This is a genomic window from Rossellomorea vietnamensis NBRC 101237, from assembly GCF_001591825.1.
In the GTDB taxonomy this organism is placed as follows: Bacteria; Bacillota; Bacilli; order Bacillales; family Bacillaceae_B; genus Rossellomorea; species Rossellomorea vietnamensis.
This window is the reverse complement of record NZ_BCVQ01000038.1, coordinates 21946-37611: the sequence shown is the minus strand read 5'-3', so window position 1 is coordinate 37611 and position 15666 is coordinate 21946. Positions and strand designations below refer to the sequence as shown.

The 15666-nt window shown below is 46.2% G+C and carries 16 protein-coding genes; 5 read left to right on the top strand and 11 right to left on the bottom strand.

Annotated elements, in window-relative coordinates; all coding sequences use genetic code 11:
* Positions 1–233 precede the first annotated feature (233 nt).
* Entirely contained in the window at positions 234–851 is a 618-nt protein-coding gene (locus BVI01S_RS16630; protein WP_094075228.1) for a nitroreductase family protein, read from the top strand.
* A gap of 50 nt (positions 852–901) precedes the next feature.
* Here the strand turns inward: BVI01S_RS16630 and cydC are convergent, their stop codons facing one another.
* The 3 genes from cydC to BVI01S_RS16615 form a co-directional block, all read right to left on the bottom strand.
* Positions 902–2620, bottom strand: coding sequence for a thiol reductant ABC exporter subunit CydC (gene cydC, locus BVI01S_RS16625; RefSeq protein ID WP_061810981.1), 1719 nt, complete (start codon positions 2618–2620; stop codon positions 902–904).
* Positions 2621–4351 (bottom strand): thiol reductant ABC exporter subunit CydD, encoded by a 1731-nt coding sequence (cydD, locus tag BVI01S_RS16620; protein ID WP_061810980.1) that lies wholly within the window; start codon positions 4349–4351, stop codon positions 2621–2623.
* A gap of 208 nt (positions 4352–4559) precedes the next feature.
* Positions 4560–6203, bottom strand: a complete 1644-nt coding sequence (locus tag BVI01S_RS16615) for a M20/M25/M40 family metallo-hydrolase (RefSeq protein WP_061810979.1) — start codon at positions 6201–6203, stop codon at positions 4560–4562.
* Between the two features lie 241 nt (positions 6204–6444).
* Between BVI01S_RS16615 and BVI01S_RS16610 the strand changes: the two genes are divergently transcribed.
* Complete coding sequence (locus BVI01S_RS16610) at positions 6445–7746, top strand: NCS2 family permease (RefSeq protein WP_061810978.1); 1302 nt, start codon at positions 6445–6447, stop codon at positions 7744–7746.
* 59 nt (positions 7747–7805) lie between these two features.
* On the opposite strand, the gene BVI01S_RS16605 is transcribed toward BVI01S_RS16610, so the two are convergent.
* A complete protein-coding gene (locus BVI01S_RS16605) occupies positions 7806–8351 on the bottom strand; it encodes a histidine phosphatase family protein (RefSeq protein WP_034760818.1) in 546 nt (181 codons plus the stop codon).
* Positions 8352–8494: 143 nt separating this feature from the next.
* Complete coding sequence (locus tag BVI01S_RS16600) at positions 8495–9031, bottom strand: GNAT family N-acetyltransferase (protein ID WP_061810977.1); 537 nt, start codon at positions 9029–9031, stop codon at positions 8495–8497.
* A gap of 334 nt (positions 9032–9365) precedes the next feature.
* Between BVI01S_RS16600 and BVI01S_RS16595 the strand changes: the two genes are divergently transcribed.
* The 3 genes from BVI01S_RS16595 (at position 9366) to BVI01S_RS16585 (ending at position 11576) form a co-directional block, all read left to right on the top strand.
* The gene (locus BVI01S_RS16595) at positions 9366–10316 is read left to right on the top strand and encodes an L-lactate dehydrogenase (protein ID WP_061810976.1); all 951 of its coding nucleotides are present in this window, start codon (positions 9366–9368) and stop codon (positions 10314–10316) included.
* 88 nt (positions 10317–10404) lie between these two features.
* Positions 10405–10914 (top strand): hypothetical protein, encoded by a 510-nt coding sequence (locus BVI01S_RS16590; RefSeq protein ID WP_061810975.1) that lies wholly within the window; start codon positions 10405–10407, stop codon positions 10912–10914.
* Positions 10905–11576 carry an SIMPL domain-containing protein gene (locus BVI01S_RS16585; protein WP_156477351.1) on the top strand — a complete coding sequence of 224 codons (672 nt, stop codon included), beginning with the start codon at positions 10905–10907 and terminating at the stop codon, positions 11574–11576. The genes BVI01S_RS16590 and BVI01S_RS16585 overlap by 10 nt, the downstream gene beginning before the upstream one ends.
* Before the next feature lie 78 nt (positions 11577–11654).
* Here the strand turns inward: BVI01S_RS16585 and BVI01S_RS16580 are convergent, their stop codons facing one another.
* The 6 genes from BVI01S_RS16580 to BVI01S_RS16555 all read right to left on the bottom strand — a co-directional run bounded on the left by BVI01S_RS16580 (position 11655) and on the right by BVI01S_RS16555 (position 15645).
* Positions 11655–12194 carry an NAD(P)H-dependent oxidoreductase gene (locus BVI01S_RS16580; RefSeq protein WP_061810973.1) on the bottom strand — a complete coding sequence of 180 codons (540 nt, stop codon included), beginning with the start codon at positions 12192–12194 and terminating at the stop codon, positions 11655–11657.
* A 121-nt stretch (positions 12195–12315) separates the two neighbouring features.
* Entirely contained in the window at positions 12316–13122 is an 807-nt protein-coding gene (proC, locus tag BVI01S_RS16575; protein WP_061810972.1) for a pyrroline-5-carboxylate reductase, read from the bottom strand.
* A gap of 128 nt (positions 13123–13250) precedes the next feature.
* Positions 13251–13454 (bottom strand): hypothetical protein, encoded by a 204-nt coding sequence (locus tag BVI01S_RS16570; protein ID WP_061810971.1) that lies wholly within the window; start codon positions 13452–13454, stop codon positions 13251–13253.
* Complete coding sequence (locus tag BVI01S_RS16565) at positions 13451–14473, bottom strand: phosphotransferase enzyme family protein (RefSeq protein ID WP_061810970.1); 1023 nt, start codon at positions 14471–14473, stop codon at positions 13451–13453. Before BVI01S_RS16565 ends, BVI01S_RS16570 begins: the two co-directional genes overlap by 4 nt.
* A 10-nt stretch (positions 14474–14483) precedes the next feature.
* Positions 14484–14801 (bottom strand): YciI family protein, encoded by a 318-nt coding sequence (locus tag BVI01S_RS16560; protein WP_034760278.1) that lies wholly within the window; start codon positions 14799–14801, stop codon positions 14484–14486.
* 106 nt (positions 14802–14907) lie between these two features.
* A complete protein-coding gene (locus BVI01S_RS16555; protein ID WP_061810969.1) occupies positions 14908–15645 on the bottom strand; it encodes an alpha/beta hydrolase in 738 nt (245 codons plus the stop codon).
* Between the last annotated feature and the right edge of the window lie 21 nt (positions 15646–15666).

Genomic DNA, 15666 nt, shown 5'->3' with positions numbered 1-15666 from the left:
GCACAGAAAAAAGCATAAGCATTAACATAAATAACCATATGGTAATTCCAAACCATTTTCTTTTATACTCAAAACATCCACCATGACTGGTTCGTTCACACATCCTAAAACTTCATTCCTTGACGCATACTAAAACGTCGGTTATATTGTTCGTATTGCTTAACAACTTACAAAAAGTAAGTAACATACAATTATATACCACATTATAACATTTCTTCATACATCAAGGAGGCATACTCATGGATAATTTCTTTCAAATCGTCGACGAACGCCGCTCCACGAAAGTATACGACCCTCACGTGGAAATCCCCCGTGAGGAATTGGTCAGCCTGTTAGAGGCGGCGGGTAAAGCTCCATCTGCCTGGAATCTGCAGCAATGGAGATTCCTTGTATTTGACCAAAAAGAAGTACAGGAACGCCTGCTTCCAATCGCCTATCACCAGCAGCAGGTACATGATGCTTCTGCTGTCGTAGCTATACTTGGTGACCTGGAAGCCAATAAGAACATCGATCCCGTCTTTGATCCTGCCATTGAGAAAGGCGAAATGACGGCGGAAATCAAAGAGATCCTGAAGAAGCAGATCGAAGGTGCGTACAGCCGTGAGGAATATCCTCGGGACGCTGCCTACAGCAATGCGTCACTCGCTGCCATGCAATTCATGCTTGCCGCGAAAGCGAAGGGCTGGGACACTTGTCCGATCGGTGGATTCAATCCGGCTGCCCTCGTTTCTGAATTCAAAGTATCTGAGCGTTATCTTCCGATCATGCTGATCACAATCGGAAAACCCCTTCAAAAAGCACGAAAGACAGATCGACTGGACATCCGTAACTTAATTGATTGGGCAGAATGATTGCCTGTTACTAAAGCCACATCCTGAATGGGATGTGGCTTTACTGTGAGTTAGAATAGGACGCTCTTTTCAATCTGCTTCATTTCATAGAAATAGCCTTTTTGTCTCATAAGCTCTTGATAGCTTCCTGATTCCACCACACTCCCCTGATCCATGACGATGATTTGGTCCATTTTTTCAAGACCTGTCAATCGATGACTGATCAGAACCAGCGTATCCTCTTCGGCTGCTGAATACAGATGGTCAAATATTTCTTTTTCCATCAGTGCATCAACGGAAGATGTCGGTTCGTCGAGTATCCATAATGGTGCGTCTTTCAAAAGGGCCCTTGCAATCGCCAACCGCTGCTTTTCCCCCCCGGAAAGATTCTCTCCTTTCTCCAATACTTCATCCTCTAAAGAAATGTGATCCAGTTTCACTTTATCCAATGCCGACTTCATTTCTCCATCTGTCAAATCATGACGCACGAGCATCAGATTTTCTTTGATTGTACCGTAAAAGAAATGGTTTTCTTGAAGAACAACATTCGCATACCCCCATAATGTCTCTTTATCGATATCCTTAATGGATGCACCATTGACGAAAATCACTCCTTCATCCGTCGGGTAAAAGTGTAATAACAATTGAAGTAACGTCGACTTGCCTGACCCCGATGGTCCTACGACCGCTGTTTTCGAACCTGCGGGGAGCTCGAGGCTCACCCCGTTCAGTGTCTTCCTTTCCTCCCCGTCAAAGGAGAAACTCACATCCTTCATGCAAAAAGCAGGAACATCCCCTTCCAGTACCGAAGCCATTGGAGGTCCGTCCCTCTCGATAGGCTCTTCATTCGTGATGGTAGTGAGCCTGGTTGCCGCCCGGCGCGAATCTTCATAGTGGGTCGGCAGGATCGCCATGGGTGTGGCGTTTTCAAATACCGTTAATGAGATCATGACAAGCATGGCTAGAAATATCCCGTCCAATTGACCCGCTGCTACTGAATAAGCCCCCAAAGCCAAGACGATCCATGAAATGAGCAGGGAAACCAGGATGTTCGTTGAATGACTAAAGAGGGAATATCGGCTCTCCCTTTCCTGTTCGGTCACATATCCTGTCGCTGCCTGGACAAGACTCGCCTCTTTATCCCCCAGTCTCCGGTAGATCTTCAGGTCCCTGAATCCATAAAGAAATTCCGTCACCTCGGTCGACAATCCCCCACGTCTTTCCCGCAGCGTCGCTTCCACTTTTCTCTGTTTAAAAGCGAAGTAGGATGGGACGATATAGCCTGTCAACAATAGACCTCCGAGTAGGACCAGGGCAATCGAAACAGAGTAAAACACAGTAAATAAAACCGTGCTTAAAAATACCATCACCAGGATCACGGGCGGATAAAAGACACGAAGAAAGAAATTCTGCAGACTCTCAACATCCCCGACGATTCTTGCAAGAAGGTCCCCGCTCCGATAACGCCCGAAGATCCCCGGTGCTAGGGGCTCGATTTTTTCATAGATGGAAACCCGCAAGTTCGCCAAAATCGTGAACGTGGCCCGATGGGAAAAATAACGTTCCCCATACCGGCTAAGTGCCTTCGTTAAACCAAACAATTTTAACAGAGCGATCATGACGGTCAGGGCATAAAGCGGTACCTCCAAGGCCGCTTTGGAAATTAAATACCCACTTGAAGCAAAGAGTCCGACAGAGGTAATTCCAGCCAGGAAGCCCAAAAGAATCGAATACACAACATCCTTCTTTTCCTTCATCATCAGCTTTACGACAAATTGTAATTCTTTCATCTAATGTTTCACCCCTTGCTGTACATTCACCATATCACGATAGTGAGGAGCCGATTTCATGAGCTCCTCATGAGTTCCAATCCCAGCCACTTCTCCTTTATCCAACAACAAAATGGCATCTGCTTTTCGTATTGTATGAAGGCGGTGCGCCACGGTAATGACGGTAGAACCCTTAGCCAACTCCTCCATCGACGACTGCAGGATTTGCTCGGTACCAATATCCAGTCCGGTGGTCGGTTCATCAAACAGGATGAGGGACGGACCTTTGAGAAACGCCCTTGCAATGGCAATGCGCTGTTTCTCCCCACCGGAAAGCCCTCTCCCCGCTTCCCCGATCGGTGTATCATATCCTTTCTGAAGTCCCGCGATCATATTAGCAATCCCCGCTTTTTCAGCAGCGGATACGATTTCTTCACGGGTGACCCCTTCCCTTCCCCCGACCGCGATATTCTCAGCTATCGTACCGGAGAATAAGTACGGATTCTGTGAAATGTAACTCAATTGATCAAACCAGTCACTTTCCACGTATTCGCTTCTCGGGACTCCATTAATGAGAAGGTCTCCCTCAGAAGGATCAAGCAGACCTGCCAGCAGATGAAGGAGGGTTGTCTTCCCCGCTCCACTCTGACCGATGACCGCCACCTGGCTCCGTGAAGGGAAGGAGGCGGTGACCCCTTGAAGGGCATAGCCTTTTTCACTGTAGGAGAACCCGAGGTTACGCAGTTCGATGGTGGGAGGAATCCCATTTGAATTGAACTCCCTTTCCCCCCATTTGACCGGCTGGCCCTTTTCCTGAAGCTCCTCCATGACCTTCTTTGCGGCCCCCATGCTCCCACGACCGGTATGAAATGCATTCCCCAGCTCTTTTAAAGACTGATAGAATTCCGGTGCCAGGACAAGAACGAAGAAAGCGGTAAAGAATGGGATACTCTCAAAGACTACCAATCTCAGCCCCACCTCCAGGGCGATCAGGCCGATGCTTAACATGGAAATGAACTCAAGCATCAAGGAAGACAAAAATGCCGTCTTCAATACATCCATGGTCGCTTCCCGGAAATCCAGACTGCTTGATTTGATCCCCTCTTTCTGTTGCTTCCCCTTCCCAAGTAACTTTAAAGTAGGCAATCCTTGAAGAGTATCGAGGAACCTCCCGGAAAACGCGGTCAGCTTATCCATCTGCTTCTCTGATTTCTTCTTAGTCATGACTCCGATGATGGCCATGAATAATGGGATGAATGGAGCCGTCACCACCATGATCAAACCTGTATACACATGCTCAGTGAAGATGGTGATCAACAGGATTAAAGGAACGATGGTGGTCTGGATCCTTTGAGGAATATACTGACTGAAAAATCCGTCCACTCCATCGACCGCATCCATCATCGTGCTGACCTTTTGACCCGATTGACCTTGAATGGAGGCCTGAAGGGGATTCTTTGCCCATTTCTTTAACAGCCGTTTCCTCAGGTCCCCCTTCACCTTTCTTGCCATCCTGATTCCGATCCGGCCATTGACAAATGAAAGGGCGGCCCTCCCTATGAGTATGAGAAGCAAAGCCCCAAGCATCGGGAGGATCTCCTGGAACCCGAGCTTCTCTATGAATATTGAATGAACAATGCTTACGAGCAAATACGCCTGCCCAACAACGACTCCTCCCATCAACAGGGAAGTCCCGTAAAGCGTCATGGTCGATGCTCTTTGCTCTTTGGCTAATTGATTAAGCTCTTTCATATTTTCTCTCAACCCCAAAAGTTAAAAGTTAGTGAAATACTTCACAATCTATATTATAGTAAACTTGTTCCGTTCATGCATCTTTTGGGATTGACCGTTTTGTGACAATTTTCTAGTGAGAATCCAGAAAAATTCATTTTTATAGTAAATCACACTCTAATGACCAATAAAAAATAGAGAGGAAAATAACCTCTCTACCTATTTCATATCAAATTTCCAATAAGTCCTTCGTCACCCGCCTGATGATCTCCGGCAGGACGGAGAACGTATAAGGTTTATACACTCTTTCGGTCCATTGATGACCATCTTTCCCGTAGACTCCTATATTGATGGAGGGGATGTTCAGCTTTCTGATCATATCGATGGGCACCGGGTACAGGTGATCGATGAGGGGCAGATTCTTCTTGAAAACCTCGATATCTTCATCTTCTTCGTGAAGGGAAAGAAAGCTGCCATCTGCGAGATATGGGAAAAACCGTTTGATGACGAATTCTTCGCCTGTCTCATTTGATATGTCATCCAAGCAGGTTCCGAGCACCTCTCTCACCTTCTTGCCGTACTCATTTTCCTCATTCACAAAATTATGTGGTAAAAAAGGCGGAGCGAAGAACAGGATGACCCTTGGTGTCCGGTCGGGGTCAAGATGCTGGAGGGCTTCCACCATTGAAAAAGCAATCGTCCGTCGGTCCTCCCCTTCCATATCATGAAAGATTTTCTTCATGACGGGGTCCGGATCTATGCCCCTTTCTTTCAGCCAGAATATATACTCCCTTAACGTAAGGACTTCCACTTCCCATGAAAATTCCCGTTCAGGGAATCCGTGATAGTTGCGGTACTGTTCAAACTGCCTTTTGCTTCGCTCTTCCATTTCACTTACTACCTTCAAAGCGACCTTTTTCATGTCGTACAGCACTTCACGAGCCGTTCTTTCATATACAAAATAATTGAAATACAGAGACGCGCTGAGTGGTGTCTGAACATTATACGTATGCTTATCCTCTTTAAAATGTAAACATGAAGGCGGCAGGGTGAACTCCCCGGGGATATCCTCGAGATAATCAAGATTCTGATTGATTTCGAGATTGATCTTCGAAGCGATCACGGTTGGATCAATCGATGTCAAAACATCCCCTACATGTGCTTCTCTTCCATATATATAGAAACTTGGCAGCAGCTTCCCCGCTGCTCCCGTATAAATATACCGTTTACAATCCCCGTCATAAATAGGGGAAATGAAGTCTGTGTTGATTGCTGCTAAATAGTCAAAGCCTTCGTTTTTCAAGCGGTGGAGATCACTTAAAGCCGCAATCATCCCGGCATGCTCACTTTCTTCATCCCCATTGAACAGGAAGAGTAAATTCCCATCCGGCTGTTTTTCCCCTGTATGATATAAAAGATTCGCTAAATGGACGGAGATCCCGCTCTGCATATCCAAGGAGCCCCTCCCGAACAGCCAGTTTCCTGAAAGGGCATCTTCTTTTACCTTCTCCTCCCCTTCATAATCCATGAAAAACTTCTGCAGAAAATCCGGGTCATGGGCCATATCCTGGAGGGCCCCATAATCATCTGTTCCCACCGTATCGTAATGGGCATGAAATACGACGGTTTTAGAAGACGCCCCTTTTACAAAGGCAAAGACGTTCTTCCTTCCAATCGGATCATTAGGGACTTCCTGTAGCCAGACTCTTTCGGGATGATGCTTGAAATAAGGAAACGATGAGATCAATTTATATATAAATAGGGCTTTCTCACTTTCGCCGGTTGTACCGTTATAACTTTTCAGAGCGATTAAGGATCGTGTGATGAGTTCGATCTGTTCAGAAGTTGACTTGTTTTTCAGTTGAGTATACATAGTACCGCCCCTTTCTTAAAGAAATATGAGCCTATGCGTGGTAAATCGTTCAATGCATGGGCATTATAGAAACTGATTCCTCTATAATTGATAACATCTTATCGAAAAAGAATGGGGTTTGGAAGGGGTTTCAAGATATTTTCTTAAAAATAATTCGGTCTTTTCTATTGAAATTCGTTCTATTACCGAATATTATAGAAGTTGTGTGTTTTTAATGTTCGTTTTTATTGGAGGTTTTACGATGTTTAAATTAAAGGAAAACGGTACGGATCCCAAAACGGAAATACTTGCCGGTATTACAACATTCCTGACGATGGTATACATAGTGGTTGTGAATCCCATCATCTTATCCGATGCGGGTGTCCCGTTTGATCAGGTATTCTTAGCAACCATCATATCGGCCGTAGCCGGAACGTTATGGATGGCATTGTTTGCAAATTATCCGATCGCCATTGCACCAGGTATGGGATTGAATGCTTATTTTACTTACTCAGTTGTCGGTGCACATGATGATATTTCATATATCGTTGCTTTTTCTGCCGTTTTCGTAGCAGGGATCGTCTTCATCCTGCTCTCTTTAACACCCTTGCGAAAAAAATTGATCGAAGCCATTCCTCAGAATCTGAAGCACGGAATTACAGCGGGAATCGGTTTATTCATTGCTTTTATCGGATTGCGTCTGACTGGATTGATCCAGGCACATCCGACAAATTTAGTACAGCTTGGGGATCTTCATTCCCATTCAGCACTTCTTGCATTGACCGGATTGGCCGTCACACTGATCCTCATGGTCCTGAACGTCCATGGAGCCCTGTTCATCGGGATGATCGTGACTGGATTGATTGCGTACTTTACGGGAGACCTTTCCTTTAAAGAAGGATTCGTCGCCATTCCCCATCTTCCTGAAGGACTGATGGTAGCAAACCCGGTAACGGCTTTTGCCGACGTCTTCCAGTATGGATTATACGCGGTCGTCTTCTCATTTTTACTTGTCACCATCTTTGACACGACGGGAACGATGATCGGAGTGGCACAGCAGGCTGGACTTATGAAAGGAAACACCCTTCCGAGGGCCAGGCAGGCACTTCTAGCCGATTCCATCGCGACAACGATCGGTGCGATGTTCGGGACGAGCCCGACATCCGCATATATCGAGTCTTCGGCTGGCGTTTCTGCCGGGGGAAGAACGGGATTGACAACCTTGACCGTATCGATCCTGTTTATCGTTTCCGCCTTTTTCGGGCCATTGGTCAGTTCCGTATCTGGGATCTCTGCCATTACGGCTCCTGCCCTGATCATCGTGGGCAGCCTGATGATGGGAAGCATTTCCCAAATTAAATGGGATCAGCTGGATGAAGCCTTTCCAGCATTCCTCATCATCCTGAGCATGCCTTTAACATCCAGCATCGCAACGGGGATCGCACTGGGATTCATTTCTTATCCTTTACTGAAAGTAGTGAAAGGACAATGGAAACAAGTACATCCACTTGTTTATATCTTTGCTGTCCTGTTCTTCTATCAGCTGGCGTTCCTGCCTCATTAATTCAAATAGATACTCGAAAGACCGTTCACAGTGAACGGTCTTTTTTGAATGAGCTGCGATTATATTCTTTTTACACTTTCGAGATTTCTATCATGGAATGCTAAACAATATACATCCGGCATCTCAAGTTCTCTCCAGAATTCCACACCATATCCCGCGTCAAAATAATTCATGATCAGAACCATAATATTTCCGTGGGTTCCAATCACCACGTTTTTACCAGTATATTCTTCCAATATTTTAAATATCCCCTCGACACCCCTCTTTTGAGCGGTAAGATTCGACTCTCCGCCTTCCAGTGTAAGGGACGGATCAGCCCAAACCGATGAAATGGCTTCCTGAAAGTTTTCGACAGGCACTGAGGATAGTGTGCGCTCTCTCATCTCTTCCACCAATGTGACTTCCTGATTGATATGCCGGGCTATTCCTTCTACCGTTTCAACGGCTCTTTTGTAGGGACTGGAACAAATCACATCAATCCCTTCTTTTTTCAGTCGTTCTGTCACCTTAAGAGCATCCCTTCTTCCCTTTTCAGACAGGGGCCTCGTTAACTCTTCCGGTGTATAAATCGAGTGGGCATGCCTGACAAGATATACTTTAGTCACGGTCACATCCGTTCATTCCTTTCTCTTAGCCAACATTAAATAGGGCCGCCCATTTGAACAGCCCCTGACTATTCGATATGTACTGCGTAGAAATCATGTCCTTACTTTTTTACTATCCAAAAAGCCACAGGTGTATTTTCCATTTACTCGGGTATGAACTCCATCAACCATGAATCATGGTATACCCCTTCATGAAGCTCATGCTCCCGGAGTATCCGTGCTTTACTATATCCACATTTCTCATAACAGCGGACCGCTCTCGTGTTCCATGTCATCGGATCCATCACGAGGCGGTGGACTCCCTCCTTCTGAAGCAAGTATTCCACCACAGCACGAATAAGCAGTGTCCCGACTCCCTTATTCCAATAATCCGCCTCTCCGATGAATTGATCCGTACCATAAATCACTTCATCCAGATTCGTATAGCCGTAGCGTATCATCGTCTCATGATCGAGCTGATAGTATTGAAGATAACCGATTTCAACTCCTTCATACTCGACTAGACAACTCATGACTCCCCTATCCGAGAAGAATTTCTCCTCCACCATCTCGGGGGTGAAAGGGCGATCCCTGCCTTCATAAAATTCCAGGACCACGGGATCCGTCAACCACCTTGAAAGCGTGTACTTATCCCCAACCACTAACGGACGGACATTCAACTCCCCACTCACGACATTCATACATACAACACCTCCATAAACAAACCTCTTCCTCTATACATTCATCACAACCACTAAAAAACCCTTCTTTTAGAGGGACGGACCTTGATTCATAGGACCTGGTCCCAGGAATCAAGGTCCGTCCCTCTGCAGTAACTTTGGCGAATCTGTGAATCATTTCACAATAAATGTATGATAGGATGTATTTATCAATAGAATATCAGTGAGAAACGTGTTATGATTTGTTTGTGAAATAATTCACAATATCAACGGATTCAATCTTCCCCTCTTTCCATTGGGGACGGATGTTACCAATCGCTAGGACAAATAATTATGAAAGAATAGGTGATGACGTATGACAGTCAAATGCACAAACAAAGTAGCTTTAATCGGTACAGGATTTGTCGGTTCCAGTTATGCCTTCGCTCTTCTCAATCAAGGAATTGCCCATGAGCTTGTGATGATCGACTTGAATAAGGAGAAAGCCGACGGAGATGCACGGGATTTAAATCACGGTCTTGCTTTTGCTTCCCCCATGAAGATTTCAGCCGGGGATTATCGCGATTGTAAAGACGCTGATTTGGTCGTCATCACAGCCGGAGCCAATCAGGCGCCCGGTGAAACCAGATTGGACCTTGTAGAGAAAAATGTGAAGATCTTCAAAAACATCGTAGACTCCGTCATGGAAAGTGGTTTCAACGGAATCTTCCTTGTCGCCACCAACCCTGTCGACATCTTAACCTATGCCACCTGGAAATTCTCCGGCCTGCCGAAAGAGAGAGTCATCGGCTCAGGGACGATCCTCGATACAGCCAGGCTCCGCTACCTGGTCGGCCAGCATTTCGATATCGATACACGAAATATCCACGCCTATATCATGGGGGAACATGGTGACACAGAGTTCCCGGTCTGGAGCCATACGACCGTTGGTGCAAGTCAGTTGAATGAACTGATTGATATGGACAGGGAGAACGTCCAGAAAGACCTCGATGAAATTTTTGTCAATGTAAGGGACGCAGCCTATCACATCATCGAACGAAAAGGGGCAACGTACTACGGAATCGCCATGGGACTTGCCCGGATCACCAAAGCCATCTTCAATAATGAAAACAGCATCCTGACCGTTTCCGCCCTCCTGGAAGGAGAATATCAGGAACAGGACATGTATATCGGTGTACCGGCCATCATCAACCGGGATGGAATCCGAAAAGTTGTCGAACTTCCCTTGAATGAAAAAGAAAAGGCCCAGTTCTCCCATTCTGCGCAAACGTTGAAAAACGTCATGAAAAAAGCACTGGAATCCTGATGGGCCACCTTATCACAGCAGATTAGACACGCACGCCCACTCCCCCTCCTCATAAGATAAAGAGAATTCTTTATGAGGAGGTTCTTCTATGTACGATCACAGACAATTATTCCCGGGCTTGCCCGGCGGAGGAGGATCCGGCAGTGGATTTCCTGGTTTTCCCGGGGGAGGACAGGGTTCCGGTGGGGGCTTCCCCGGTATTCCTGGATTTCCAGGCGGCGGTGGGGGTTCAGGCAGCGGTGGTTTCCCAGGCATTCCCGGTTTTCCCGGTGGAGGACAAGGAGCACCAAGCTCACCACCCCCTACAGGCGGGCAGGGCGGACAAAACCAACCACCACCCGGTCCACCACCGAACTTCCAACCGCAAAAAACGGCACTTCAAGGAACGCAGGGTGGACCGAGCACCTTCGAGGTCGATCCGGGTGCCATCAGAAGATGCTTATTCCGTTACACGTATATATGGTTAAGAAGAGATGCTTTCTGGTTCTACCCGGTGTTTGTCGGGCGCCGTTCCATTGCCGGATGGAGATGGATCGGATTCACGTGGGTGTACTTCGGCATCGATTTGGATAAAATAGAATCCTTTACGTGCGTGTAGGTGCCGCCATGCACTCCTATCCGTACTATCGAACCAATCAATCGAATGGCATCATAACCGTGAGCGGGGAACATACTTTGTATGTCGATCCGGATCAAGCCCTCGTATCGATAGGCATTGTGACGAATGATAAAGTGCTTGAAGTTGCCCAAAACGAGAACAAGCAACTTTCCAATCAGGTCGTTCAGTCCCTTTTAAATAACGGAGTTCGCCGACAGGATATCCAGACGTCCACCTATCAAGTTCTTCCACAGTATCAATTTGAAGATGGAAAACAAACGTTCACCGGTTATGAAGTTCGACAAGTATTCAGGGTCACCGTTAAGTCGATCGAAAAAGTCGGAAAGATCATTGATGATGCTCTAAAGAGTGGGGCCAATCGAGTGGAAAACATTCAGTTCATCCAGTCTAACCCCATTGAATCCTACCAGCAGGCTCTCGCCTTAGCCTATCAAGAGGCATACCAAAAGGCACTCACATTATCCGGCCAATCAAATCAACAGCTTAATCCGCAGCCCAAATCCATTACCGAACAATCCCGGCCATCAGCCGTTCCCCTCATGAACACTGCCTATTTAAAGGCAGCCGATGAAAGTACGGCCGTTCAACCGGGTCAAATCGCCGTCACAGCCATCATCACAGTAGAATTCAGGACCCATTAAAAAAACTGCCAAAGTAGAAGACTACTGAGGCAGTTTTTTTCTGGCAGCCACTTTCCATCACTCTTACAAAAATACGGCCTACCGACCTCTCTTCATATCTCCATCCCTCACATAGGCAGCCACTTTTTCTGCAGAAATGGAGACTTCTTCATCACTCAACATCCTGACTCCCTGCTCGGCATACGCGGGCAGGAAGGTCATCCCTGTGAGGTTAGCCATCGCCTGTAATGGTTTCAGCAATTCACTCATGGAATAATGATTATAGCCTCCTGATTGGTAAGCCCCGGCTGGTCCGCCTGTTGATGTGACAACCAGGAATTCCTTTCCAAAGAGTTTCGTCCCTTCCGAACCGTATGCCCAACCGTATTGAAGCACTTGATCCTGCCATTCTTTTAAAATGGCGGGAGTGCTGTACCAATAGAATGGAAATTGAAACACGATGCGATCGTGTCCAAGCAGAAGGTGTTGTTCTCTTTCTACCTCGATTTTCATATCAGGGTATTCTTTATATAAATGATGGACCGTGATGTTCTCTTCCTTCTCCAGCCGGTCTGCCCACGCTTTGTTCATTCTGGATTCTTCAATGGCTGGATGGCCAACCAATACTAATGTTTTCAAATTATCTCACTCCTTATTTGTATGTACAAATAATAACACATGTTCATTTGCACATACAAATATTATCTTAAAAATTTTTATTTTTTATTTACCCTATTAAATTTGCAGGGAACTCAATCAGCTATTCACCAAGGGATTTCGATTTGCGCCCGCAGGCTTCCATGGCCGATAATACAGCCCCCTTGAACTGGTGTTTCTCTAAAGCAGCCACTGCTTCAATCGTTGCGCCTCCGGGTGAACAGACCGCATCTTTCAGCTCTCCTGGATGAGTGCCGGTTTCAAGGACCATTTTAGCTGCCCCAAGCACTGCCTGTGATGCCAGCTGATAGGCAAGATTCCTCGGAATTCCCTGGAGGACGGCTCCATCGGCGAGTGCCTCGATAAACATAAACACGTAGGCAGGAGAGGAGCCGCTCACTGCCGGTATTGCATCCATCAAGCTTTCCTCGATCTTTTCCGCCTTTCCGAAGCTTTCAAGGATTGCCTGGACATGTTCCAAATCGCTTTCTGTTATTTCTTCGTTCACACAGTATGCGGTCATTCCTTCCCCCACAAGACTCGGCGTATTCGGCATCGTCCGTACGATTTTGGCAGAAGGGGAAATCTGCTCTTCCATCCATTCAATCGTGATTCCAGCCGCAATCGTAATGATGATGCTGTCTTTTTTCAAGGAATGTTTGATGGATTCGATCAGGCCCTTGTATTGATCCGGTTTCACCGCAAGGAACACAATATCAGAAAAGGCTGCTACATCCAGATTGTCATCCGTCACCTTCACTCCAAATTTCTCCCTGACCATATCCAGGGTTTCCTGAGTCCTGGCACTTGCACGAACAGATTGTTTGTCCACCAGCCCGGACTTCAGTATCCCTCCCATGATGGCCTGCGCCATATTTCCACATCCTATAAATCCAATGGTTTTATCCATTTCTTTCACCTCTCGATTTTATGTAAACAGTCTTTAGCATCATACAAAACTTTCACTTCCATTAACATGTTTCACCTCTTCACTTTAAAAAAAAGCCCCGGGAGACCACTCCACCCTGAGCCTTTCCATCATTCCACCAGCTTCCCGCAATGGGGGCACAGGGATTTAGAATAATCCTTTGGAATCTTTTTATGACAATGACTGCATGTTTTCACATACACCGGCTGATCGAACAGGTCTTCCGACATGCCGTATCCACTCTTGAAGGTCAGCCTCATCACCCTGACCAGTAACCCGATGATTCCCCCGGTAATCAGTAAAGCCCAGATCATCTTTTTCGGACTTCACGAAGGATCTTCTCATAATCAAGGTCGACGATTGGTTCATCCTCCTGTAACCTCTCCCTGATTTGGGACAGCAACGACCGCTCTCCATCAGATAAATTCTCAAGATCCCACTTTTTATGGAAGACTGTGTAAAGAGTCAGATCCCTGAGAAGCAGGAAATGTGGGATGCGCTTGACCCATTCGTCATCGATGTCACTCTCCGTCAAATACCCTTGAAGAAATGCGATCAGGAATCTTTCCCCGAATCCACTGCGGGTTTCCAGGGTCTCATTCCGAAACTTCCACCATACTGAATAATATAACGGGATGGCCACGTCGCTTACAAAGAAGAATTGAGTACTGTCATCAAAGTCGAATACATGGAGATCTCCATCATGATAAAAGAAGTTGCCTGGATGGATGTCCGAATGAATGAGTCCAAACGAATCACGTGTCTCTTTAAATCCCCTGATCGTTTCCTTGTTTTGATGTCCTTTACTGATAATGTCCCTGTCTTTATCACTCGTCAAATATTTCTCGTAATCAAGTACATCATCTTGATCCCACCGGTCACGCCCGGCTTCACCCTGCACATACCCCTTCGTTACCCGGTGCATATGACCGGTGAGTTTTCCCCATTTATAAAAAAGGTCATCATCAAATAAAGGATCATCCATCTTCACGGGTTTCCCGGGAGCTTTGTCAAATAAACAGACAAAGAAATGTGTATCCCCCGTCTCCAGTACTTCAACCAGGTTTCCTGCTTCTGAATCATTCACGAGTGAAACATTCACCCCATGTTTATGTAAGTAATTGATCCATTGCAACTCTGCTTCCACTTCCCCTTTTGAACGATGGGAACTGTGGGTCAGGCGGAGGATATAGGGAATCTCTCCCCTGTGCACCTCATATACATAGTTTTCGAAATCACCAAGCTTCTTCGCATGATTTGTGTCGCAGCCGAAGCGTGAAGCTGCATCCTTTAATACATCCTCTGTAAATAGTTCTTGAATCCACTTTTCCATTCTTTATCTCCTAGTCTATGACATGTTCATTTTTTCTTAAAAGAGCCACACGATAGGGGAACAGTTCTGCTGTCATGATACCCTCGGCCACCGCGGGATCTTCTATCATGAATGCCTTTGCCTGTTCCTCGTCATCCGCTTCAAATACTACGATTCCAAAGGCATTTTCCTCTTCATTTAATGTTCTGCCGGCAAGGATCACTTTCCCATTGTCCGTCCATTCTTTCAACCGTTCGAAATGACGTTGCACGATTTCTTCATCCCCGGTTGTCCAATTTGCTTCTTGATACAAGCGTGGGATCAACTTTAATACATAAATGAATTCCATTTCTATCTCTCCCTTCACCATGACATATACGACCTGCTCCGTCCATAATCCTTTATTCAGGAATCAAAAAGGCCGCTTGAGTTCGACTCAAGCGGTACTAAGAGGGTTAGTTCTCCTTCATCCAATCGTCCATCACCTTTATGATTTCATCCTGCTGTTCCCACACGGAAATACTCGCTTTCTTGTCACCCTTTTGTGGACCGTACACTCCGAATCCTGCATGGTTGCCTCCGTCAATCTTATGGAAGGCCGCTTTAGACGGCAGCAGCTTCTTACTTTTTTCAATATCATCCCCTGTGGTAAGGCCATCGTTCTCTGCGTAGATGCTCAGGACCGGCATATCGCTCTTAGAGAAATCAGCCGAAGTGGTTGGATAGGAGGCCAGGAATATGACACCTTTCACTTCATCTTGATGATCATAGGTATACGATGCCGCTGCCACCCCTCCCAATGAATGGCCGGTCAGAAACCAATCAAGCTTTTCATCGAAATCACTGATGATCTTTTCAGCTTCATTCATGCCGAGAAAAGCGATGTGAAATGGCATCTTTGGGATAACGACGGTGTACCCCTTATCGGATAGAGACTTACCGATATACCCATAAGCCTCCACTTCCACCTTTGCTCCGGGATAAAGTATGACGCCTTTCCCGTTTGAATCTTCACTTTCAAAAATAAGCCAGTCATTTTTTACTTCTATCAGTGGGTCATCCCCCAGATGGACTGTCTTCGTCAACTTCTCCGTGGCTGAATACGTTTGTTCTGACCAGATGTAGAATCCCAGAATACCTACTACAATCACTGCCAAAAGAACAATCCCGGCCCATTTCAATATCTTTTTCATCGGCTCTCTTCCCTTCATAGA

Excerpts from the sequence above, each read along its gene's own strand:
- cydC (WP_061810981.1), bottom strand. The coding sequence starts at position 2,620 with ATGAAAGAATTACAATTTGTCGTAAAGCTGATGATGAAGGAAAAGAAG.
- cydD (WP_061810980.1), bottom strand. The coding sequence starts at position 4,351 with ATGAAAGAGCTTAATCAATTAGCCAAAGAGCAAAGAGCATCGACCATG.
- BVI01S_RS16615 (WP_061810979.1), bottom strand. The coding sequence starts at position 6,203 with ATGTATACTCAACTGAAAAACAAGTCAACTTCTGAACAGATCGAACTC.
- BVI01S_RS16610 (WP_061810978.1), top strand. The coding sequence starts at position 6,445 with ATGTTTAAATTAAAGGAAAACGGTACGGATCCCAAAACGGAAATACTT.
- BVI01S_RS16600 (WP_061810977.1), bottom strand. The coding sequence starts at position 9,031 with ATGAATGTCGTGAGTGGGGAGTTGAATGTCCGTCCGTTAGTGGTTGGG.
- BVI01S_RS16595 (WP_061810976.1), top strand. The coding sequence starts at position 9,366 with ATGACAGTCAAATGCACAAACAAAGTAGCTTTAATCGGTACAGGATTT.
- BVI01S_RS16590 (WP_061810975.1), top strand. The coding sequence starts at position 10,405 with ATGTACGATCACAGACAATTATTCCCGGGCTTGCCCGGCGGAGGAGGA.
- proC (WP_061810972.1), bottom strand. The coding sequence starts at position 13,122 with ATGGATAAAACCATTGGATTTATAGGATGTGGAAATATGGCGCAGGCC.
- BVI01S_RS16570 (WP_061810971.1), bottom strand. The coding sequence starts at position 13,454 with ATGATCTGGGCTTTACTGATTACCGGGGGAATCATCGGGTTACTGGTC.
- BVI01S_RS16565 (WP_061810970.1), bottom strand. The coding sequence starts at position 14,473 with ATGGAAAAGTGGATTCAAGAACTATTTACAGAGGATGTATTAAAGGAT.
- BVI01S_RS16560 (WP_034760278.1), bottom strand. The coding sequence starts at position 14,801 with ATGGAATTCATTTATGTATTAAAGTTGATCCCACGCTTGTATCAAGAA.
- BVI01S_RS16555 (WP_061810969.1), bottom strand. The coding sequence starts at position 15,645 with ATGAAAAAGATATTGAAATGGGCCGGGATTGTTCTTTTGGCAGTGATT.